The 22,501-nt window shown below is 34.1% G+C and carries 23 protein-coding genes and 1 tRNA gene; 20 read left to right on the plus strand and 4 right to left on the minus strand.

Features of this window, described 5'->3' with window-relative positions; translation table 11 throughout:
• The first annotated feature begins 77 nt into the window (after nt 1-77).
• Nucleotides 78-602, plus strand: coding sequence for an SMI1/KNR4 family protein (locus CW752_RS16020; protein ID WP_101240705.1), 525 nt, complete (start codon nt 78-80; stop codon nt 600-602).
• 11 nt (nt 603-613) lie between these two features.
• Here the strand turns inward: CW752_RS16020 and CW752_RS16025 are convergent, their stop codons facing one another.
• Nucleotides 614-1,306, minus strand: coding sequence for a CPBP family intramembrane glutamic endopeptidase (locus CW752_RS16025; RefSeq protein ID WP_101240706.1), 693 nt, complete (start codon nt 1,304-1,306; stop codon nt 614-616).
• A gap of 209 nt (nt 1,307-1,515) precedes the next feature.
• Here CW752_RS16025 and CW752_RS16030 point away from each other — a divergent pair, with 209 nt between their 5' ends.
• The 10 genes from CW752_RS16030 to CW752_RS16075 all read left to right on the plus strand — a co-directional run bounded on the left by CW752_RS16030 (nt 1,516) and on the right by CW752_RS16075 (nt 11,188).
• Nucleotides 1,516-2,202, plus strand: a complete 687-nt coding sequence (locus CW752_RS16030; protein WP_101240707.1) for an SMUG2 DNA glycosylase family protein — start codon at nt 1,516-1,518, stop codon at nt 2,200-2,202.
• Nucleotides 2,203-2,243: 41 nt separating this feature from the next.
• Nucleotides 2,244-4,922: a DEAD/DEAH box helicase family protein gene (locus tag CW752_RS16035; protein WP_101240708.1), complete on the plus strand. Its 2,679-nt coding sequence runs from the start codon at nt 2,244-2,246 to the stop codon at nt 4,920-4,922.
• 306 nt (nt 4,923-5,228) lie between these two features.
• The gene (locus CW752_RS16040) at nt 5,229-5,993 is read left to right on the plus strand and encodes an enoyl-CoA hydratase/isomerase family protein (RefSeq protein ID WP_101240709.1); all 765 of its coding nucleotides are present in this window, start codon (nt 5,229-5,231) and stop codon (nt 5,991-5,993) included.
• A gap of 133 nt (nt 5,994-6,126) precedes the next feature.
• Nucleotides 6,127-6,744 carry a hypothetical protein gene (locus CW752_RS16045; RefSeq protein ID WP_101240710.1) on the plus strand — a complete coding sequence of 206 codons (618 nt, stop codon included), beginning with the start codon at nt 6,127-6,129 and terminating at the stop codon, nt 6,742-6,744.
• A 73-nt stretch (nt 6,745-6,817) separates the two neighbouring features.
• Entirely contained in the window at nt 6,818-7,108 is a 291-nt protein-coding gene (locus tag CW752_RS16050; protein ID WP_101240711.1) for a winged helix-turn-helix domain-containing protein, read from the plus strand.
• 61 nt (nt 7,109-7,169) lie between these two features.
• Nucleotides 7,170-8,009, plus strand: a complete 840-nt coding sequence (locus tag CW752_RS16055; RefSeq protein ID WP_101240712.1) for a metallophosphoesterase — start codon at nt 7,170-7,172, stop codon at nt 8,007-8,009.
• Between the two features lie 57 nt (nt 8,010-8,066).
• The gene (locus CW752_RS16060; RefSeq protein WP_101240713.1) at nt 8,067-8,552 is read left to right on the plus strand and encodes a Coq4 family protein; all 486 of its coding nucleotides are present in this window, start codon (nt 8,067-8,069) and stop codon (nt 8,550-8,552) included.
• A 37-nt stretch (nt 8,553-8,589) separates the two neighbouring features.
• The gene (locus CW752_RS16065; protein WP_101240714.1) at nt 8,590-9,960 is read left to right on the plus strand and encodes a DUF4173 domain-containing protein; all 1,371 of its coding nucleotides are present in this window, start codon (nt 8,590-8,592) and stop codon (nt 9,958-9,960) included.
• Nucleotides 9,961-10,080: 120 nt separating this feature from the next.
• Nucleotides 10,081-10,620, plus strand: coding sequence for a hypothetical protein (locus tag CW752_RS16070; RefSeq protein ID WP_101240742.1), 540 nt, complete (start codon nt 10,081-10,083; stop codon nt 10,618-10,620).
• 55 nt (nt 10,621-10,675) lie between these two features.
• Nucleotides 10,676-11,188, plus strand: coding sequence for a hypothetical protein (locus CW752_RS16075; RefSeq protein WP_101240715.1), 513 nt, complete (start codon nt 10,676-10,678; stop codon nt 11,186-11,188).
• Nucleotides 11,189-11,369: 181 nt separating this feature from the next.
• On the opposite strand, the gene CW752_RS16080 is transcribed toward CW752_RS16075, so the two are convergent.
• Genes CW752_RS16080 through CW752_RS16090 form a run of 3 tightly spaced genes read right to left on the minus strand, consistent with a single transcriptional unit; the run spans nt 11,370 to nt 12,996 of the window.
• A complete protein-coding gene (locus CW752_RS16080; protein ID WP_101240716.1) occupies nt 11,370-12,053 on the minus strand; it encodes an FKBP-type peptidyl-prolyl cis-trans isomerase in 684 nt (227 codons plus the stop codon).
• Nucleotides 12,054-12,083: 30 nt separating this feature from the next.
• Complete coding sequence (dtd, locus tag CW752_RS16085) at nt 12,084-12,533, minus strand: D-aminoacyl-tRNA deacylase (protein WP_101240717.1); 450 nt, start codon at nt 12,531-12,533, stop codon at nt 12,084-12,086.
• 7 nt (nt 12,534-12,540) lie between these two features.
• Nucleotides 12,541-12,996, minus strand: a complete 456-nt coding sequence (locus CW752_RS16090) for a hypothetical protein (RefSeq protein ID WP_101240718.1) — start codon at nt 12,994-12,996, stop codon at nt 12,541-12,543.
• A 110-nt stretch (nt 12,997-13,106) separates the two neighbouring features.
• Between CW752_RS16090 and greA the strand changes: the two genes are divergently transcribed.
• The 9 genes from greA (at nt 13,107) to CW752_RS16135 (ending at nt 22,495) form a co-directional block, all read left to right on the plus strand.
• Nucleotides 13,107-13,577 carry a transcription elongation factor GreA gene (greA, locus tag CW752_RS16095; protein ID WP_101240719.1) on the plus strand — a complete coding sequence of 157 codons (471 nt, stop codon included), beginning with the start codon at nt 13,107-13,109 and terminating at the stop codon, nt 13,575-13,577.
• Between the two features lie 51 nt (nt 13,578-13,628).
• Nucleotides 13,629-14,018 (plus strand): HIT family protein, encoded by a 390-nt coding sequence (locus CW752_RS16100; RefSeq protein WP_101240720.1) that lies wholly within the window; start codon nt 13,629-13,631, stop codon nt 14,016-14,018.
• Between the two features lie 65 nt (nt 14,019-14,083).
• The gene (gene clpX, locus CW752_RS16105) at nt 14,084-15,271 is read left to right on the plus strand and encodes an ATP-dependent Clp protease ATP-binding subunit ClpX (RefSeq protein ID WP_101240721.1); all 1,188 of its coding nucleotides are present in this window, start codon (nt 14,084-14,086) and stop codon (nt 15,269-15,271) included.
• A gap of 74 nt (nt 15,272-15,345) precedes the next feature.
• The gene (locus tag CW752_RS16110; RefSeq protein ID WP_101240722.1) at nt 15,346-17,301 is read left to right on the plus strand and encodes a T9SS type A sorting domain-containing protein; all 1,956 of its coding nucleotides are present in this window, start codon (nt 15,346-15,348) and stop codon (nt 17,299-17,301) included.
• A 5-nt stretch (nt 17,302-17,306) separates the two neighbouring features.
• Nucleotides 17,307-17,519: a signal peptidase gene (locus CW752_RS16115; RefSeq protein WP_101240723.1), complete on the plus strand. Its 213-nt coding sequence runs from the start codon at nt 17,307-17,309 to the stop codon at nt 17,517-17,519.
• A 61-nt stretch (nt 17,520-17,580) separates the two neighbouring features.
• Nucleotides 17,581-18,882 carry a TlpA family protein disulfide reductase gene (locus tag CW752_RS16120; RefSeq protein WP_101240724.1) on the plus strand — a complete coding sequence of 434 codons (1,302 nt, stop codon included), beginning with the start codon at nt 17,581-17,583 and terminating at the stop codon, nt 18,880-18,882.
• 43 nt (nt 18,883-18,925) lie between these two features.
• Nucleotides 18,926-18,999 (plus strand) — tRNA-Met (locus CW752_RS16125).
• A 353-nt stretch (nt 19,000-19,352) separates the two neighbouring features.
• Nucleotides 19,353-21,092, plus strand: a complete 1,740-nt coding sequence (locus CW752_RS16130) for a hypothetical protein (RefSeq protein ID WP_101240725.1) — start codon at nt 19,353-19,355, stop codon at nt 21,090-21,092.
• On the plus strand, nt 21,089-22,495 hold the full coding sequence (locus CW752_RS16135) for a hypothetical protein (protein WP_101240726.1): 1,407 nt from the start codon (nt 21,089-21,091) through the stop codon (nt 22,493-22,495). Before CW752_RS16130 ends, CW752_RS16135 begins: the two co-directional genes overlap by 4 nt.
• The last annotated feature ends 6 nt before the right edge of the window (nt 22,496-22,501 follow it).

The following is a 22,501-nucleotide window of genomic DNA, read 5'->3' on the forward strand; positions in this document are numbered from 1 at the left end:
CGCCAAGGTTTTAAACCTTGACATGGATTGATTATCTTTACAGCACAATCACAATCTCATTTATTTAAAAATAAAATATGGAATTACACTTTTTCAAAGACTTTGATTTTACTAATTTTTGGAATGAAAGTACTTATTCACAAAGAGATTATATAGAAGAATTTCCGGATGACAAATTGATTACTTCAATCGAAGAAGAATTGGGATATAAACTTCCTGCATCCTATATTGAGCTGATGAGAATTCAAAATGGAGGTTTGGTAGATAAAGACAGTTTCCCTACTACAATAGGTACTTCCTGGGCTGAAGATCACATTGCCATTACCGGAATTATGGGAATCGGAAGAGAGAAAACGTATTCAATTTGTGGAGAGCTAGGTAGCCAATTTATGATAGAAGAGTGGGGATACCCAAATGATGGGGTGTATATCTGTGATTGTCCGTCTGCAGGACATGATATGATCTTACTGGATTATTCTAAATGTGGCAAATCCGGAGAACCTGAAGTCGTACATGTCGATCAGGAATATGAGTATAAAAAGACTTTTCTTGCCAAAGACTTTGAAACTTTTATTAAAGGTTTAAAAACTGATGAAGACTAAAATTCAATATTTCAACGAATAGGTATTTCCTTATTTTTTAGGAAGCGGAAATAACAATATACAAGGAATGGTAATGCAAAGATTTGAAATAGAAAAACAAGCAAAGAAACTATTCCTTCAAGATGATTCTCGTTGGACTTAATTAGCAATTGCTTACCCAACGGACCGTTGGAGAACACTACAATATTTAATAAATTCCAACCTAAATGGAGCCCGATAGGAAGATAAAGAGATCTTGTTTTTGCAAAAGCATAAGCCAACATCAATCCAAAAATACCTGTCATTACAAAAATAATTCCCATTTGGAAAAAATTGCCAAAAGCATTGTAAGAGAACCAATGATAAATTCCGAAACAGATCGCAGAAAAGATACATGCTTTTTTATTTCCCCATTTTTCAATTGCAAAATACAATAAAACACCCCTGAAAAGCAATTCTTCAAACAAGACTGATTTTAAAGTCCACCAAATACCCATTAATATGGATTTCATTGTCAATTGTTGATGGAGAACCCAACTGTTATTGATAAATGTAGTGGTCATAAGATGATAGAATGTGCAGGAAATTACGGCCAATAAAAAGCCAACTCCGAAATAAACAATTCTCTTTTCAGTAGGTCGCAATCCTAAAACAGAAAGATTCTTTTTGGCGATGAAGTGAAGTAAAAGCCATGAAATAGTAAGTTCAATGATAATTCCAATCATAAGTTAATAGTTTTTGTTAATAAAATGAACTTCAGCATCTTCTTTTCACTGAAAACGAAGTTACGGAAAAAGATAAAGACTTTGACCTTTATTTTTTATCAAGTATTCAGATCCGTTGCAGTACAAAAATATTATCATTAAATTTCAATCATAAAGTAAAAGCCAATGGATATAATAAAAGATATTCTTATTGTTTCGAAATAATTGCCATGAATAAAACCTTTGCAGACGAAGTCATTGATTTTAATAAAAACCTTACCTACTCAAACGAATTGCCGGAAGGATTTGAGGTACTTAATCCATACCTGAATAACCCTGAAACAATGATGGTAATGCAAAAATTCTATCATAAATACTATAATGACTCCAACAAAAGAAAATTCATGATTGGCATTAATCCAAGCCGTCATGGAGCAGGCGTTACAGGAGTTCCATTTACCGATACCAAAAGATTGGATAGCGTATGTGGTATACAAATGAAATCGGTACATACCCACGAAGTGTCCTCTGTTTTCATGTATGATATGATTGCAGAATATGGAGGGGCAGATCTATTTTATAAAGACGTTTATATTAATTCTCCATTTCCCCTGGCTATTGTAAGAAAAACAAAAAATGGATGGCTCAATGCCAATTACTACGATGATAAAAAGCTTTTTGCTGTTGTAAAAAATTTTATGATTGATTCATTAGAAAAGCATATCAGTCTGGGCCTTGACACTTCTGAAGTTTTTATTCTGGGGAAAAAGAACGCTGATTTTATTTCAATATTAAATAAGGAAGCCAAATTGTTTGATAAAATGACGGTTTTGGAACATCCCCGATATATACAGCAATACAAATCGAAAGAGAAACAGTTGTATATCGATAAATACATTTTGGCATTGAAAAAATAAAATTGATGTTGCCAGATTTGTTTTTTTATTAAATTCGGGTTATGAATGTTTTTCCTGAAAATACAACTTTCAAATACAATTGGCGTACCTATCAGAAAAAATTTCTGGATCATCTTAACGAATATCTTAATGATAATCATTTGCACGTTACTGCACCACCGGGTTCCGGAAAAACAGTACTTGGATTAGAAGTCATGTTAAGGCTCGGAAAGCCTACTTTGATTATTGCTCCTACATTGGCGATCAAAAATCAATGGATTCAGAGATTTTGTGAACTCTTTCTCGATGTTGAAAAGGTTCCTGACTGGATATCATCAGATATTAAAAAACCAGGTATTATAACAGTTGCTACCTATCAGGGGATTTACTCTGCTTCTGAAACAGAAGAGGAGGAAGAGGATAATAATAAAAAATCTTCTAAAGTTCCACTTTCGGAAATTATAAAGAAATTAAAGAAACAAAAAGTAGGTACTTTTATTCTGGATGAAGCCCATCATTTAAAAAATGCATGGTGGAGAAGCCTTATCGAATTGAAAAGTGAAATCAATCCAACGATTGTATCTCTTACTGCTACACCTCCTTTTGATGTTTCAGGGGCTGAATGGCAAAAATATATTCAACTGAATGGCCCTATAGATGTAGAGATATCCGTTCCTGAACTTATGATTGAAGGGGATCTTTGTCCACACCAGGATCTTGTATATTTTACATTGCCATCACAGGAAGAACAAAAAAAGATTGAGTATTATCACATGAAGGCACAAGCTTTTTTCGAAGAAATCAAAAGTGATTATAACTTTCTGAATGCTATTGAACAACATCCCGTCTATCAAAAGCCTCTTGAACATTTAGATTGGATTTACGAAAATATCTCTTCCTACACTTCTGGTTTGGTTTATCTTAACTTCAAAGGAAAAGAGATTCCGGATATTCATTTTGAAATCATTGGAGATCAACAAAAGTATATACCTGAATTTGATTTCTTTTGGTTTGAAGAGCTTCTTGACTTTTACCTCATCGTAGATAATGTTAATTTTAGAGAATATGAAGAACATAGGTCAAATCTGGAAAATAGATTAAAAAGACATGGGTTTTTAGAAAAACGAGTTCTGAGCTTTTTTAATAATAAAGACTTAAACCAAATTCTTAACTCAAGTATAGGGAAATTACAAGCGATAAAAGAAATTACTGATTTTGAATTTTCTATTCTTAAGGATGACCTTAAAATGGTAATTCTTACTGATTTTATTAAAAAAGAATACCTGACTAATGAGCCTCAAAACACTCTGACTCTGGATAAAATAGGAGTTATTCCCATTTTTGAAAAACTGAGAAGAGAGAATCCTCAAAATAAAAAAATAGGAGTTCTTACAGGGGGCTTGGTGATTATTCCGGCTGAAGCAAAAAAAATGTTTGATGATTTTTATTCTAAAAAAGGATTACCGGATATATCTTTTTCTGTGCTTACCTATGATAATGCTTACCTAATCATCAGGCTTACTGAACAAATAAAACACGACATAGTATACATCATTACAGAAATTTTTCAAAATGGAGGGATTCAAGTTTTAATTGGGACCAAGTCATTATTGGGAGAAGGTTGGGATGCCCCAAAGATGAATACTTTGATTTTGGCCAGTTTTGTGAGCTCCTTCGTCCTTTCCAACCAAATGAGAGGGAGGGTTATAAGAACAGATAAGGATGAGCTTAATAAAACAGGGAATATTTGGCACCTTGCCTGCTTCGATTCTCAACATGAAAATGGAGGCCAAGATCTGAATATTATGAAGAAAAGATTCAAAACCTTTGTGGGAATTTCCAATAAAGATAACTCTACTATTGAAAATAATTTCGAAAGACTGGATCTTAAAATAATAGAAAATGAAAACAGAATTCCAGAAGTTAATCAAGTAACCTTTAGCTTTGCCAAAGACAGAACGAACCTTGTCAAACGTTGGAAATCCGCATTGGATAAAGGAAATATTTTAATTGAGGAAATAAAGGTTCCCTCAGAAAATATGACTTTTATGAAAAATTTAAAGATGAGCTATTTAGGAAAGATGATGGGGAACCTTTCTAAAGTTATTATATCAGTTATTTTATTATTTTGGAAAGATTTTTTACTTCTAATGTCTAAAAATATTAATTCTATTGATAGTGCTAAAAGCTTTTCATTATTTATGCTTTTGGGTGGAGTAGTAGGTTTTGTTGTATATGGCAGGAAACTTTATACATCAGTGTTACAATATTTAAGATGTAAAGATATGGCCAGTCAAATTAGTTCATTGAGTGATGTCGTTTTGAAAGGACTTATTCATGAAAATATAATCAGAACATCTCCTGAAAAACTGAGTATCATAAGTTCCTCAGAGAAAGATGCATATTGTTACCTGAAAGGAGGAAGTCAATATGAAAACTCACAATTTATTCAAACGTTGCAGGAGCTGGTTTCTCCGATTGATAATCCCAGATATTTGTTGAAGCAAAAAAGAGCGTCCCTTTTTGTGAAAAAAGATATCTATAATCCTGTACCTGATATTTTTGCAAAAAATAAAAAGAGTGCAGAGTTTTTTAAAATAACCTGGGATAAAATGTTTGGAAGTTCTGATCTAATTTTTACAAGAACTGTTGAAGGTAGAAGTATTCTATTGAAATTAAGGTTTCAGTCATTGTTAAAGAGAAACGTTCAGGTAGAACATCTTCATAAATGGACAAGATAAAATGAAGCCCCTTAATAATCATCAAGGGGAAACATTCATGAATTAGAATCTTTTTGGGGAACAAGTATTGATGTGAATTCTGGATATTAGTTTTTGCTTCTTAGTGAACGAATTTTACCGATATATTGATTGAATGATTCAAAGGAACAACGAATAGAAAAATAGGACAAGAGTAGAAATGACCAAATTATAAATTCAGTATTTCTACGTAATGCTTAATTTATAAATCAACAATAATTTGTGTTACTGAAGTTTCTCTAAAAGCACTGTATTTAGTATTTTTGTAAGAATCCAATAAAAATAAAAATGAACGAATTCGTAACATCAGAAATTAAAAATAATATTGCCGAAATTACTTTCGGAACACCAAAAAGTAACTCTCTTCCGGGAGTTATTTTGGAAAAATTGGCTCAGGCTATTTTAGAAGAAGGTGCTAAAGATGAGGTGAAAGCTATTTTGTTAAAAAGTGAAGGAGAGAAAGCTTTCTGTGCAGGTGCAAGTTTTGATGAGCTTTTAGCTATTGAAGAATTAGAAGCTTCTACAAAATTTTTCGGCGGATTTGCTAAAGTTTTAAACGCAATGAGAAACTGTGGCAAAATTGTGGTCGTTAGAGTTCAGGGAAAAACGACAGGTGGAGGAGTAGGTATTGCGTGCGGTGCAGATTATTGTTTTGCAACAGAAGATTCAGCATTAGCTCTTACTGAGATTAATTTAGGTATTGGGCCTTTTGTCATCGGTCCCTATGTAGAAAGAAAAATTGGTAAATCACAATTCTCTGCGATGGCAATAGATGCCGATTTCAGGTCCGCTGAGTGGGCAGAACAACATAATGTTTACCACTCTGTTTCAAGCAGTATTCAGGAGATGGATGAAAAACTTGAAAAATTTTTACAAACATTAGCATCAAGAAGTAATGAGGCCTTAGCACTAATTAAAAAAGTTTCATGGGAAGGAACGGATCATTTCAATGAATTGATGCCTGCAAGAATCCATATGAGTGCAAGTCTTATTTTAGAAGATTCTGCAAAGAAAAATATTGAAGCTATTAAAGAAAGATTAAGAGCAAAATAATTCATTTAATTATTAAGATATTGAACCACTGAATTTATCAGTGGTTTTTTGTTATACTGTACAGTATAAATATTTTAAAGAATATTTTGCCTGTTCAAAATAAATTATAACTTTGTAATTCAAAGTTCTTTTTATGGATTCGAAAAATTATCACGAAGACTTATCTCATATCCGTTCCATGATGGAGCGGTCTTCCAGATTTATTTCATTAAGTGGATTATCCGGAGTTGTTGCCGGAGTTGTTGCGCTTCTTGGTGCAGGATATGCTTATTTAGCTTTGGAAAGTGCAAAAACAGAATACATATTCAGGGGAAGAGTTTCTTATACACCTGCTTTAGTTCAAGAGTTGGTTGTTACAGGGCTTATTGTATTAGTAATTGCTGTTTTGAGTGGATATGTTTTTACTGCTAATAAAAGCAAAAAGAAAGGACTTAAAATTTGGGATGCAACAACCAAACGCCTGTTAATTACTTTTGCAATACCATTAGTTACAGGTGGAATCTTTTGTATTGCACTTATTTTTCACCATTTGTTTGTATGGATTGCTCCGGTAACCTTAATTTTCTATGGATTAGCCTTAGTAAGTGCGGAAAGATATACTTTGACTGATGTGAAATATTTAGGCTATTGTGAAATCGCTTTGGGATTGATTTCTTCATTTATCCTGGGGTGGGGACTGTTTTTTTGGGCTGTCGGTTTTGGTATTTTACATATTGTTTATGGGCTTATAATGCATAAAAAATATAAATAAAACTTAACTTTGCAGCTCTTTCGTCGCTACTTTCCATAGATGAGCACCTAAGATCTGCTACTATTATCTTATTATGATCAAAATAAATCAACTCAACAAAGAATTCGAAAGCCGTGTAAGACTGGGGATTATGTCCGTTCTTATGGTCAACGACTGGGTTGATTTTTCCGAAATGAAAGCATTATTGGAAATTACGGATGGTAACTTAGCCAGTCACAGCAACGCTTTGGAAAAAGTAGGATATATTGAAGTAAAAAAAGAATTTGTGGGGAAAAAACCTAAAACTTCATATCGGGTTACACAGAATGGGAGACAGGCATTTACTGAACATTTAGATGCTCTGGAAAAATTATTGGGACGGTAGTCCTATATTTTTTTGAAATTTTACTTTGTAATTCAAAGTTCTTTGTTTTAAAATAAATAAAATGAATAGAAAAACATTCTTAAAAAAAGTTGTACAGATTTCAGTTTTGGGAGCTTTCCCCGGATTGTATTCGTGGCAGGTAGAACCATTTTGGGTTGAATTTGTCAAAAGAAAACTTCCTGTAAAAAATTTACCCCAAGCGTTAGAAGGGAAAATACTCATGCAGATTTCCGATTTGCATGTAGGAACCCGCTTCGATTGGAACTTTTTAATTGATTCTTTTCAAAAAGCAAAACAATATAACCCGGACTTTGTAGTGTATACAGGAGATTTTGTAAATCATGGAACTCTCCAAGAACAAGAAGATCTTAAGAAAGTAATGGAAAACTGTGTTCTGGGTAGCTTGGCAACCTTTGGGATCTTAGGAAATCACGATTATGGAGAAAACTGGAAGGATACTGAATGCTCAGAAAAAGTATGTGATACACTTACAAATTCAGGAATTACAATGCTTAAAAATGAACAACAAGAAAGCTGCGGTTTACATTTTATCGGACTCGAGGATTTATGGTCACCTCAATTTCAGCCATTGAAAGTAATGAAGGAATATGATTCCTCAAAAGCCAATATTGTACTTTGCCACAATCCGGACGCCTGCGATCTGGATATATGGAACGGATACCAGGGTTGGATTCTAAGCGGACATACCCATGGTGGACAATGCAGAATTCCCGGAATTATAACCCCAATACTTCCCGTGAAAAATAAAGATTATGTCTCGGGAGCAATTGATCTGAAAGATGGAAGAATGCTGTATATCAATCGTGCCCTGGGGCATTCTTTTCAGATAAGATTTATGGTACGCCCCGAAATCACTGTTTTTACTTTAACGCAAGCCTAATTAATAAAGGATCGAAAGATTTGTAGGTTGGAATCTGATTTTTTAAATACATATACTATGAAAAAATTACGTGTTCAGTTTTTGCTTTTTATATACGATAAAACTCAAAAATTATACAGGAAATACTTTAAAAAGAAAAAAAGACAATGGCAATTCAATGAAAAACAATTGCTTGAATTCGAAGAAGACTCTTTGGGTAGAAAATTGGGTGAGTTTTATAGAAAACATGGGTTTACAATGATTCCCAAAATGGAAAATCATGATGTTCATCATCTGATTACGGGCTGTGGAACCAACTTTGAAGAAGAGATTGCCATGCAATATCTGCTATTGGGAAACGGAAAACTTAATGCTCATCTTCTGGCAGCAGTCGTTTTAGGGACAATAATTTTGCCTGAATATATAAAGATTTACATCAAGTCCTACCAGAAAGGTCAAAATATGAGAGCTTTCCATCATTGGGATTTTGAAGAGCTGCTGTGGCAGAATTTTGAACATGTGAGAGATTTTATTCAACAGAAAGATCCTGTTGTACTTCACTAAAACTTTAACCCTCTATTTTTTTAATCAATTACATCTTATGAAAACACATCATTATATATTTTTTACAACAGTCTTATTTGTTATTCTGTTCTATGATCAGGAAGTAGGGCTGAATCTTGGACTTTTGGGGCTTATTTATACAGGATTAACTTTGTTTAAAACGAATTCTGAAAATAAAACCAGAACATTTTATATTCTCTTAACCACCAGTATTCTTTCCGGCATTGCTTTTGCCTGGTATGGAGACTTTCCATCTTTTCTCGCACTTGTAAGTTCAATTCTTTTACTTGATTATAAGGCTAAGAACAGAAACATGAAAATTCTATTTCTCATGCCTGTTTTTGTCTTAAATTGCTTTACCTCATTGTGTCGTATTTTTAAATTAGATGCCTGGCTTCCTAAAAGAAACATGCCCGGACTATGGCAGAAAACATTAGCTTTTATCCTGATTCCGCTTTTATTGTTATCTGTTTTCTTTGGAATTTATTCCTCGGGAAGTAATCATTTTGCATCACTTTTTACAGACTATGAACTGGATCTCAATCTTTGGCAAGTATTCTGTCTTTCCGTTTTAGGATTTTTTATTGCTTTTAATTATTGGAACTACACTGTGGAAAGATTAATTTATAAGAACCATTATATTTTGGATAATGATTTTCAGAAAGATTCTCAAATTCCGAAAGCAACTTACTCTTTCCTTGATCTTGATGCAGAGAGAATAAGCGGAGTGATGTCTTTTTTATTACTGAATATATTATTGATATTTTTCCTGATCACTTACAATTACGAACAATTTTATGAAACCTCTAAAACACCTGTTCAGCTTTCAGAAGAAACCCATGAGCGGGTAAATGCTGTGATCATGTCTATTATAATGGCTATTTTGGTTATCATGTTTTATTTTAAGTCCGGGTTCAATTTTGATCCTAAGGCAGGTTCCATGAAATTGTTAGCTAAAATTTGGATTGTATTAAACGCAGTCCTGGTATTATCAGCCGCTGTGAAAAACTATGAATACATTATGAATTATGCATTTACCTATAAACGATTGGGCGTTTTTGCTTTCCTGTTTCTGTCCCTGATTGGATTGGCTTTAACCTTTATTAAAATCCAAAAACAAAAAAGAAATGCATTCCTTTTCAATACAATGGCCTGGTATTTTTATGGAACAATTTTAGTCTGCAGTTATATCAATTGGGGTGGACTCATTATGTCGGAAAATATGAAACGTAAAGATTTTACACTAGACTATTATTTTGAATCCGTTAATTTCAGCGAAAGAAGTCTGTTGAAATATGCTGATGAGAAAAATGATCTACAGCTTAGGAAAAGGGTGTTGAATAAAATTAAATACGAAAAAAACAAACCTGTTCTTTCAAAAGTAATGTATTATCAAACTCTTAAATAATTGATAATGAAAAAAACGAGAGGTATAGGAAAACCGGAAAAATAGTTGGAACAGTTTTAGCATTTATAAAGCTTAACATCTAATAGAATGTACCCCGGTGCAGCCTTAAAATTATTTATTATGAAAAAAAGCTTATTGTTAATTCCATTGATTGTCATTTCCTGTAAAAAAGAATCTGCAGTACCGATGGTATCTGATAAAGATTCAGCCGTTGCAACAGAAATGCCGGATTCTGTATATAAAGTAGACTCTGTAGCTTTAAAGAAAAGAGATTCAATTATTAACAATGCTCCTGCTACTAAAGAAGTCTTGCGTAAAGGAGTAATGAGAAATGAAAAAGAAGGTCAGATCATCAGAACTGCTGATGCCACTCAACTTCCTTTCACGCTCGGAGAGAAATTTACAAAAGATGATCAGGAGTTGGTTTTGAAACTTACCCATTATGATCGACCTAATATCAAAGCCAAAATATCAACAAAAGAAAAAGATTTTAATATCCGTTTCAATCAGATTAAACTTCCTAATGGAGATTATGATGGCCCTTTCGGAAGAGAAATGACTTACGAAACTCCGGGAAAAGGTGAAGTATGGCTTATCATCGGAAAAAGCAATATGGCTTCAGGAAATACCCAAGGAAGTTTTACCGTAAGTGTAGAATAAGACTTTCAATTTGGTATAATTTCTGCAAACTACCTTTAAAGTTAAATTTATAAATATGAAAAATATCGTTCTAACAGCAATGGCCGCCTCAGCCGTATTGGTAAGTTGCGGAACTGTACAGTCGCTGGTTCAGAATACCTTTCCATACACAACGAATGTTTTAGTTTCTACAGGAGTGCCTGCTGATAAAGAAGTTTCCTCAACGGCAACAGCTACCAATGTACAGACATGGTTTGGGGGAAATAATAATGCACAGATTAAAGACGTAAGAATTTCCGATGCTAAAATTTCCGTAGTATCACCTTCAGGAGGAAATTTAAGTGCTTTTAAAACCATTAAAATCTACGTTTCATCCAGTGGAACCGGAGAAAGACTTGTGGCATCACGCTCCAATATATCTACCAATTCATCCAGTATGAATTTGGATTTGAACGACACAGGATTCCTTGATAGTATTGTAAAAAGTTCAGGACTTACAGTAAGAACGGTTTATGAATTGAAGAATCAAACAACTTCAGACATGAACATTAAAGTTGCTCTTAATTTCAGCAGTGTTCCTGCGAAATAATTTTATAAAAGTTTATTGAAAAAAAAGAGGTTGTTTAAAAAGTGTCATTCTGAACGAAATGAAATGGAGTGAAGAATCTCAAATAACTGATCATCAATGAGATTCTTCCTGCGTCAGAATGACAATGGCCAAAATTATTTGACTTTTTAGACAGCCTCTTTTTGATTGAACAAGAAAATGATTATTTAAAATCTACCAATTCAACATCGAAAATAAGTGTTGCACCCGGAGGAATTACTCCGCCGGCTCCATTATCTCCATAAGCCAGATCTGATGGAATGTAGAATCTGTATTTAGAGCCTTTACTCATCAGTTGGATTCCTTCAGTCCAGCCTTTTATAACCTGCGAAAGATTTAATTCAATAGGCTTTCCTCCGTTTTTATCCGTAGAATCGAAAACAGTTCCGTCCATTAGTTTTCCTGTGTATGTTACAGTGGCAGTATTGGAAGCAGTAGGCTTGGTTTTCCCGTCGCCTTCTTTCAATACTTCATATTGTAATCCGCTTGCAGTGGTTTTTATTTTCTTATTTAATTTATTTTTAGCAAGAAATTCTGCACCTTTCTTTTTATTCTCTTCGGCTTTCACCTTTGCTTCAGCCTGTCTTTTCTCGTTTTGCTTTTGCATAAATCCCTGCAAAAAAGTTCCCATTTCTTCTTTTGGGAATAATGTTGGTTTATCAGAAAACTCATCTTTAAAAGCTTGCGCCAAAAGATCAGGATCTATAGGAAATCCCTGTCTTTTCATATTTTGAGCAATATCCAGCCCGATATAATAAGATGCTTTTTGCTCGTCGGTGTAAGATTTTTGAGCAAAAGAAAAACTCATTCCTGTAAGAAAAAGTAAGGTAACTAAGGTTTTTTTCATTATTGAGATAAATTATAATAGGTTGTAAATTTAAGCTTTTGTAATGGAATCCATCACAATTGTTACAGGTCCGTCGTTAATTAATGAGACTTTCATATCTGCACCAAAAATTCCGCTTTCGGTTTTCAAACCGGATTTAGCTATTTCTTCTTTGAAATACTCAAATAATGGAACTGCTTTATCAGGCTTGGCTGCTTTAATAAATGATGGACGATTTCCTTTTTTATAATCTGCAATCAGTGTAAACTGGCTGACGCAGAGGATTTCTCCCGAAATGTCCTTCACAGAAAGATTCAGTTTATCATCTTCATCACCAAAGATTCTAAGATTTAAAATCTTTTGTACCAGCCAATCGACATCATCTTTTTCATCATTTTCATCAATACCTACCAACAGCATTAAGCCTTTTCCGATTTCCCCTACAACTTTTCCGTCTACTTTTACACTGGCTTCGGAAACTCTTTGTATAACGATCTTCATTTTTATTCTAATAATAAATATTTAAAACTTTAGTGGCAATGTCAAAACTATAAGGATATGTTTTGGGTGGAAGGGACGTTTTGGCTCCCGCTTCAGGTTGTCCGGTTCTTAAAATCCATTTTGTGTTATCCTTAGGGCAGATGATTGCAATATTATCTTTTACCTCAAGTGTTGTATTATTATCCGGACATATATGAGGAGCGTTTCTGTCATAGACTTTGAACGAATCCCCAACACGAACAATAATCAAACCTCTTGTACCGGATTGTTGTTCGTTGACATAAATCCAACCATTATCATAGTTTAAAGCATTGTATGCAGGAAGGTTCAAATTGAGGGAAACATTAATCGGAGTATTCGGAAAGCAACTCACCGTATCTTCCCTGCTTCCACAAGACTTTATTGATAAATTACTGAAAATCAATAATATGAAAATAGATAAGATTGAAAAAGTTTTTTTCATTTCAATTTAAATTTTTATATATTTGTAAAAATTAAACGATTATAACACGTAAAACATTGTCCGGCAAATGTCGGATTATTTTTTTATACTAAAACTAAATTTTGAAAATTATGGCAAGCTATGTAACTAAGGAAGGCTTAGAGAAAATGAAAGCTGAGCTGGAACAGTTAGAAACTGTAGAGAGACCAAAAATTACTCAGCAGATCGCAGAAGCAAGAGACAAAGGAGATTTGTCTGAAAATGCAGAATATGATGCGGCTAAAGAGGCTCAGGGTATGCTTGAAATGAGAATTTCCAAGCTGAAAGATGTTATTTCTACTTCTAAAATTATAGACGAAAGCCAATTAGATACTTCAAAAGTTTCCATCCTAACGACAGTGAAACTTAAAAACAATGCGACTAAACAAGAGCAGGTATTTACATTGGTGCCGGATAACGAAAGTGACCTTAAAACAGGAAAAATTTCTGTAAACACTCCAATTGCAAAAGGATTGTTGGGAAAAGCTGTAGGTGAAACTGCAGAAATCACTTTGCCAAATGGTAACAAACTATCTTTTGAAGTATTAGACATTACCCTATAGTCTATCCCTTTTATTTCTAACTTCTAAATCTAACCTCTAACTTCTATAAAAATGAGCACTATATTCACAAAAATCATCAATGGAGAAATTCCCTCATATAAAATTGCGGAAGACGAAAACTTTATAGCATTCTTAGACGCAATGCCATTGGTGAAAGGACATACTTTGGTGGTTCCTAAAAAAGAAGTGGATTTGATTTTTGATCTTGAAAGTGAAGAATACAAAAACCTTTGGGGATTTGCCCAAGAGGTTGCCAAGAAGATCAAAACTGCAATTCCATGTGTAAGAGTAGGAGTAGCGGTAGTAGGATTAGAAGTTCCTCATGCTCATATCCATCTGATTCCTTTGAATAAAATGGAAGACATGAACTTTAGAAATGAAAGACTAAAATTAACGAACGAAGAATATATAGAGATTCAAAACTCTATTATTAATTCTTAAAAAACGAAAATCGTAAAAAAGTAATTTTTTACGATTTTCTTTAACATATACATATAATATATAATATGAATTCAAACCAGTGTTCTTTCTGCGGTAGAAAAAGAAATGAAGTACAGATGCTGATTTCTGGGCAGAACGGTTTTATTTGTGAAAATTGTATAGAGCAGGCACATGCTATTGTAAAAGACGGAGCTTCCAAAGCAGGATATTCACCGGCAGATAGTTTGGAAGAACTTAAAAAGCCAAAAGAAATCAAAGAATTTCTTGATCAATATGTAATAGGACAAGATCAGGCCAAAAAACAACTTTCAATTGCAGTTTATAATCATTATAAAAGATTGCTTCACGCCCAGGATGAAAACAGGGAAGTAGAACTTGAAAAATCAAACATCATTATGATAGGGGAGACCGGAACGGGAAAAACCCTATTAGCTAAAACCATTGCCAGAGAACTTAATGTTCCATTCTGTATTGTAGATGCTACGATCTTAACAGAAGCAGGATATGTAGGAGAAGATGTTGAAAGTATTCTGTCAAGATTATTAATGGTGGCAGATTATGACGTAGAAAAAGCCGAAAAAGGAATTGTATTTATCGATGAGATTGATAAAATTGCAAGAAAATCGGATAACCCAAGTATTACCAGAGACGTTTCCGGAGAAGGTGTACAACAGGGATTATTGAAATTATTGGAGGGAAGTATTGTAAACGTTCCGCCTCAGGGAGGAAGAAAACATCCGGACCAAAAATACATTCAGGTGAATACTCAAAATATTTTGTTTATTGCAGGTGGAGCTTTTGACGGAATCAAAGAAATTATCGAAAGAAGGATGAATAAGCAGGCTATTGGTTTCAGTTCTGAAAAAATCAATAAAGCAGATGAAGATGAATATATATTAACAAATATTAATGCAATTGATCTTCGTTCTTTCGGATTAATTCCCGAACTTTTAGGAAGATTTCCAATCATTACTTACCTTGATAAACTCACAAAAGAGACGTTGGTAAGAATTATGAAAGAGCCTAAAAATTCAATTGTGAATCAATTTGTGGAACTTTTTAAGATGGATGGCACGAATTTGGTTATTACTGACGGAGCTATTGAAAAAATTGTAGAAGAAACAATCGAAAAAGGATTGGGAGCCAGAGGACTACGAGGAACTACTGAAAAGGTGCTGGAGGACTATATGTTTTCAATAGGAGAAGAAAAAGAAATCATATTATCTGAAGATAATATTTTGATTAATAAGTAAAATATTTTTTTTTATTAGAAAAAAATAATACCTTTGCGGGTGAAGATTGTATTAACACACAAATAATTTATACAATGAGAAAAAGTTTATTTGCTATAGGTCTTTTAGCAATCAGTTATTCTGTTCAGGCGCAGATATTATGTCACGTAGACACTGGGGCTAATATGTATGTGAGCGAAGGCACCCTAGTTTATAGTGGTGGAGGTGTACAAACAAAAGCTAATGGTGTTTTGGATGTACACGGTAATGTAATGGTTGTAGGAGCAGCCGGAGATACTTTTAAAACAATAGACGCTACCGGAGCAGCTAAAACTGACGGTGGAAATATTATTTTAAGATTAAATACTCCAGCTAGTTTTGCAACTTCTACTTATGGTCAGTTATACATTGATGGACTTTCCCAATCCAATATTACTGGTATTGTAACTAAAGAGTATAGGACTACAAACCAGGGTACTGGTAATTATTTCCAACAAGTTGCCTTACCTTTCTCTGGTAAAGCATTGAGTTCATTATCTACTGAACTTGGTAAAAACTTCAATACCCAAAGATACGGTAATCCAATTTTGAAATGGAACAATACCAATGCGGTATCTGATCACTTCACGAGTCTGGCAACCACCACAGCAGATGGTCCCGGGTACTATATGTTGAAAGTGACCAATAACGATTGGAATCCAAGTGCACCTACTTCGGGAACGGTTTTCGCTGTTAACGGAGCACCTTATGCACCAATTGCAAGTCCGGTAACTTTACAAAATGGGGGAAATGTAACTTTCGGACCTAATGGTAACAACAACAATGCCTATAACGAAAAGTATAATACTTACCTTGATGATTCATTTGAGTTTACATTGAGTCCATGGGCAGGAACATTTGGTAAAAACTTCTATCAGTTCGGAAACCCTTTCCTTACCAACATCGATTTATCTAACATTGGATATACTGAAGGTCCTAATGGGGACGGAAACAGAGTATCTAATATTTGGGGTATTGAATATAACCCAGGTACAATCAAAACACTCCCAAATGGATCTACTTATGCAACAGGATCTAGAGTTGTAACTTTTGTTCCTACAGGTGACGGAGTTGCTCCTGCTGTTGGAGATGTAGATTTGGTAGTTCTTAAGCCTATGCAGTCTTTTAAAATCAAGTTAAGAGATAATACTGCTCAGACATTAAACTTCAATACATTAAGAAGATTTAAGCAAACAGCTAGAGCAGCAGGCACAGATTATAATGTGAACGCAGCTAGAATGGTCAATAGTAACAAGATAGATAGAGGAACTATCAAACAACTTGGTGTTATTGGTCTTGATGCTAATGGAAATGAAGTTGGAAGAACATATTATGTAGTTTCTCCATCATTTACAACAGGACATCAGGTATCTGCAGCAACTACAGTACAGGCTTCTGCAGGTAAAAATCTAATCGGAACATTTGAAGAAGCTTTAAATGGAGGTTATGATAATAACTACACTAACTATTGGTTGTATATCAACGAAGCCAATGAAACGAACTTCCAAGGTAAAAATGTAAAGTTAGTAAACTATAACTTGGATCAAGTTAAATCTTACAAGTTTGAAGTTAGAGAAAATGGTACATTAATTCCTACAGGTGCACATCAATTATCTTCTGGGATTGGTTTCTATTATAAAGCAGAAAATGGAAATTTAATAGAAGCTAAGCAAGGAGGTGTTGTTCCTGTAAATATTGATGAATCTAATTTATACTACGGAGCACCTAATGAAACAACATTAGCAAATAAAGATAAGAAAGTAGTTGCACCTTCAAGAACACTGGTTGTATACGATCCATCAATTACAAATTATATTGTTAGGTTCGATCCAAACTGGAAGAAGGCAGACATTGAAGTTTATGATATGAGCGGTAAACTGGTTATTTCTAAGAAAGCGGTTGATGCATCTAAGGATTTTGTAATTGAGCTTAATAACTCTGTTAAAAATTCATACGTTGTAAAAATCGTTTCAGACAAAGGAGAAACTGTTAACACTAAAATCTTAAAATAAACCATATGAAAACTATTAATAAACTAGTATCAGTTCTTTTTCTTTTTGCTGTACTATTTGTCCAGGCAGCCCCACCAATCCCGGGTGGAGGAGGTAATGGAGGTAACGGTACAGGGGCGCCATCCTCGCCAATCGACATGTATGTCTACGTACTTTCAGTAATTGCAATTGCATTTATCGTATTCTTTACTAAAAAGTACAAAGGTCAAAAAGCATAAAATTTTATTAAAATAATATTAAACTCTCTGATTAGTCAGAGAGTTTTTTTATTTTTACTATATGAAAAAGATTTATACACTATCTGCGGTTTTAGCTGCATTTGCTTTGCAAGCTCAGTTCACTGTTACAATTCAGACTCCCGCAGAATTTAAAGATCAAGACGCTATTCTATATACATTAAACGGTTCAAAAGATATTATTGTTACTAAAGAACAAGGAAAGAATAATGTATGGATGTTTAAATACCCTAACAATTATATGGGAATGATGAAAGTGTATTTCCCAAGCTCCAATAATACGGTTAATTTTATTTCTGAAAATAAAGATGTAAGTCTAAAATTGGATATACAGAATAATAAAATTAAAGATGTTGCTTATTTAGATGAAGCGAATGAGTTGATGAGTAAGCAACAAGAAGGTTCACAAAAAAAAGAGCTTATTCTTCCTGCTCTAACTCAAATCAAAGAATATTATAAAGATAATACAGACTTTGGAAAAGCTTTAAAAACGGAGATTGACAGGCTTTCCGGAAATTCCGGGGCAATCGATGCATCAAAGCATCCATTTATTTCTTATTACAATACGAACTATAGTAAGTTCTTATCTAACTCTTCAAACCAGTCAGATCAGTCTAAAAAAGTGAATCAGGATGAAGTGATTAATTTTATTGATAAGTCTGGCGATATGTTGGAAACATCATCGCTTTTAAGACCATTATTAGTTGCCTATCTTAACTCTGGCGGAAATGCGAATGTAACAGGATCAGTAGATAAACTTTTGGACCGATTAAAAGTTGAAACACCAAGAGGACAAACGGTACTGTCTGAATTGATCGATATCTTTGATGCTTATCAAATGGATGAGTTTAAAAACAAATATATAACACTAGCCAAGAATCTTAAATGTACTATTACAGACAGATTGGCTTCTACTTTGAAATCAAATGCCAATGCGGAATTAGGATCAGTTTTTCCTAACTATAAATTTCAGTCGGCGACAAATACCACGGCAAAATCACTTCATGAGGTAAAAGCAGATAAAAAGATTATTGTTTTCTGGTCTTCTACATGTTCTCACTGTGAAAATGAGTTACCAAAATTACTTAATAAGTATAATGATTTAAAAGGAAAAAATGTACAAGTGATTGCCTTATCTTTAGACGTAGATAAAAACTCATATTCCAAAAAGATTGCTGCATTTCCTTGGATAAATGATACGGAATTGAGAGGATGGAACAGTAGTTATGTCGATACGTACAATGTTCATGCAACTCCGACGTATTTTATTTTAGATGCTAACAATAAGATAATCAATAAACCAGAGCATGTTGGAAATGTTTTAGAATATTTTAATGTAAAATAATTTTGGTAGTAAATAAATATTTTCTATATTTGCACCACCAAAAGGCGAGGTAGCTCAGTTGGTTAGAGCGCAGGATTCATAACCCTGAGGTCACGGGTTCAATTCCCGTCTTCGCTACAATAGAAGGAAAAGCAAACATTGCTTTTCCTTTTTCTTTTTATATACATTTAGAAAACATATTTTTTAAAACCATCTGGTTAAGGATAGTTTTAGGGGAAATTATTAAGACGTAATCATTTGTTTTTTTTAGTAGTTCTCGTTAATGTGAAAAATACGTATTTCTACGTAATCAATTTCTGTCGATAATTTCTAGCTTTGAATTAGTAATAATCACATACTATTGAAAGTTGTTCAGAAAATTTTCAACTTATCAATGTTGTGAATTTTGAGTTTACTCATAATTCTTTTATGAGATCAATTTTGATTGTAAAATATATTTCAACGATAATTCAGAACTAAAAATTAAGACCATGAAAAAATTTAACACACCTGCTTACCAGGGAGAAAAAGATTTTAAACAACATCCACATCTAGGAGAACAGCTTGAAAATGCCTGGAGCAATTATGTAAAATATTGCACGATCAATTCAATTACGGGAAACCCGTGGTCAAGTACTTATGATAATCCCAGAAGCTGGTATTATAGCCCTTTGGTGGATAATGTAATCCCTACTGAAAAGAACACAGTTGCAATACAATGGAATGCCTTCCCCAACAGAATCAATCATTACTTTACTGATCTTTTTACTAAAAAATTTGGTAAAGATCAATATGAAGATAAATTACATGAATTGGCAGATATAGGACCTGGTGTCTTTGGGAAGAAATATGACATGGTTCTTACGGTACCTAAAAACCCTTGCGATCCTTCAGATACCGGTACTAAACCGTTTGGCCCGTCAGGCCCCCGTGGATGGCAGGATGAATATTGTGAATGGGCGGTTACAAGAGATGAGAATGGAGATATCATCGCTGTTGACTTTACCCATGAAAACCCGGAATATTGGTTTCATATGTGGAAAGTTTCCCCGGATATAGTGGTGTCACTTTATCAGGAAATTCTAAATAATAAAAATGTTAAAAAAGAAGATCTTTATTTGTTAGATAGCAGTGGACATCCTGTTATAGTAAGGGAAACCGGAGAACCTGCTTATAATCCGATTAATAAATGGAATAGTGGACCTGATGCAAATGCTGCGGGCGGTGGCGCTGTACATCTTACCAGTCCTCCCAATTCATTAGGAGCCGAAATATACCTTGGAGCGGCAGCAACTATTCTAAGGGTAAAAGACAATAAGGTCATTACAGACGCAAATACTTTAATTTGTGCAGCCCAATATGGACAGATTTATAGAAATAGTGATCCTCGTATAGGGCAGAATGTTAATTCATTGGTTTATAATCACAATCAACAGGTAACTTTGACGAATCCTATTGCTTTGTACGGACAGATGCCTGATTTTGATCAATTTGAAATGCCTTCTACAGCCGGAAAGTACAAAATTGAAGATTGTTATACCGTGATAAGAGGAGAGGAACGAAATAAAGGAATTACTTTTTACCCCTCTAATATGCTGTTGCATACACGATTTTCTGTACCTCCGGGTGCAAATTTTAAACTAAGTGATATCAAGGTAAATAAGAAACCGTTAAAATGGGGTTCTCAGATTGCTGATACCTTTTTTGTGCAACTTGCAGGTACTGGGAAAGATCCGGCAGCTGGGGAACAGCCTGAGAAATTTCCTCCTGTAGGAGACCCTGCAACACTCCTTCCGAATGTACAATATCTTTTAGATAATAATTTATTGCAGGCAAGTCTTTACAATAAGCTGAATACTTTCTCAAACCTGACATCCTGTATTACTCAAGTTGAAGCAGGAACAACTACAGATGGAATTGCTGTTTTGACTAATGGAGCCGTTAAAGGAACTAATTTCGACTTCGGACCAGGAATCACTGTTACTGTAACTGATTTCCAGAATGTAGATTCTGATACACAATTGTTCCTGATTACGATTAAAGCAGATGCTAATACAACTTTAGGAGAAAAACCTCTTAGTTTGTATAATAACACTTCAGATCCTAGGTATGCGTTATCCGGAGTTTTGGAAGTTGTAGCCAATGGTTCTTTGCCGAAAATGAATATTATACCAAACAAATCGCTGCTTTCCATTCAGCAAATTGAACAAGTTCAAAAAATATTGAAATGAAAGCTTTAGTATTTTCTTTTTTCATATTGAGTTTAATTTCATGTGAATCCGGTAAAAAAGAAAAGAGGTTAAACTCAGCGACTGGTTTTTCAAAAGAGTCGGCCAGTGAATCGATCTACTGTGGAGCATATTGCGATCCTCCTTCAATTACTTATAAGCTTGCCGGAGATTCTACGTGCGCTCATAGTTCTCAGGATGTCCTGAATTGTTTTGCCTGGAAAAATTTTATTGCATTAAACTGGACTGCATCAGCTCAAAGGGGAGTCCCGGATACCACTGCAACTGCAGCAAATTATGGTATGCCCGGGGATTATAGCCCTACAGTATGGGAAAGTTTTCTAAGTATTGATGATGTTTTTGCTCCTAAAGTTCCTTTAACATGGAACCTGAACAGTAAGAATAGCTATGTAAAACAAATTAATGAGATTAATAAATTTACGGATATCAATACAGGAATTCCCAAAGCTACTTTAAGAGCAGCTGTAGGAAGCAGTAATATGGATGAAATATTACAGGCAGAAGGTTCATGGCTCACAGATCAAAGCGGAAATATCGTTTGGTATGAGATTAAAATAAATAATACTGAAAGTGATTTTATCCGTAAAAATAAGCTCTATGATTATAATAGTTTGAAAGAGTTTGGTACGAGTAATAAAGGAGTATGGTTGCCTATGGAGTCTATTGAGCTCAAAGCGGCATGGCGTATCATCCCTGAAAATAAACTTGATTCCTTGAAAAACTATTATAAAATATCCAAGGCTATGGTTCCGGAAATTAAAGGCTTTAAAGATGGAAAACCTGTTTATGGAAAATATTCACCAAAGTATTTAGGGCTGGTGGGGTTGCATATTATTCGTAAGACTCCACAATCTCCTCAATTGAATTGGATGACATTTGAGCACATCAATAACGCTCCCAATGAAGGGCAGGGTGATCCTTCTATAAAGTATTGTTTTTATAACCCTAAAAGTACAGAGGTGCCCAATCAGGCTCCCATTATAGGAAAAGACAGTTTGAATAAACCTGTTCAGGTTGTACGGGTAAACAAAATTAAAACAAAACTTCAGAAGCTAAACTCTCAGATGCAGCAGCTAATAAGGGTCAGCAATCCAAAATCAGTATGGCAATATTATCAACTTGTGAACATACAATGGCCGGAAAATCCGATTCAGGATAATGGAAATAATCAATCTGCTCCACTTATGGAAGGAGGGATTACACCATCGGATATTTCTAATACAACAATGGAAACATATGCTCAGCAGAAACAGTGTATGGACTGTCATAAGTACGCTTCTGTTGTGGGTTCTGAAAAAGGTTTACCACCTACGGATTATAGTTTTATCTTTTTAAAAGTGAAACCACCAAAGCAAATCCAAAAAGGAAGAACTTCTGTAAAATAAATAGTA

It is taken from the genome of Chryseobacterium sp. PMSZPI, from assembly GCF_002835665.1.
Taxonomy (GTDB): Bacteria; Bacteroidota; Bacteroidia; order Flavobacteriales; family Weeksellaceae; genus Chryseobacterium.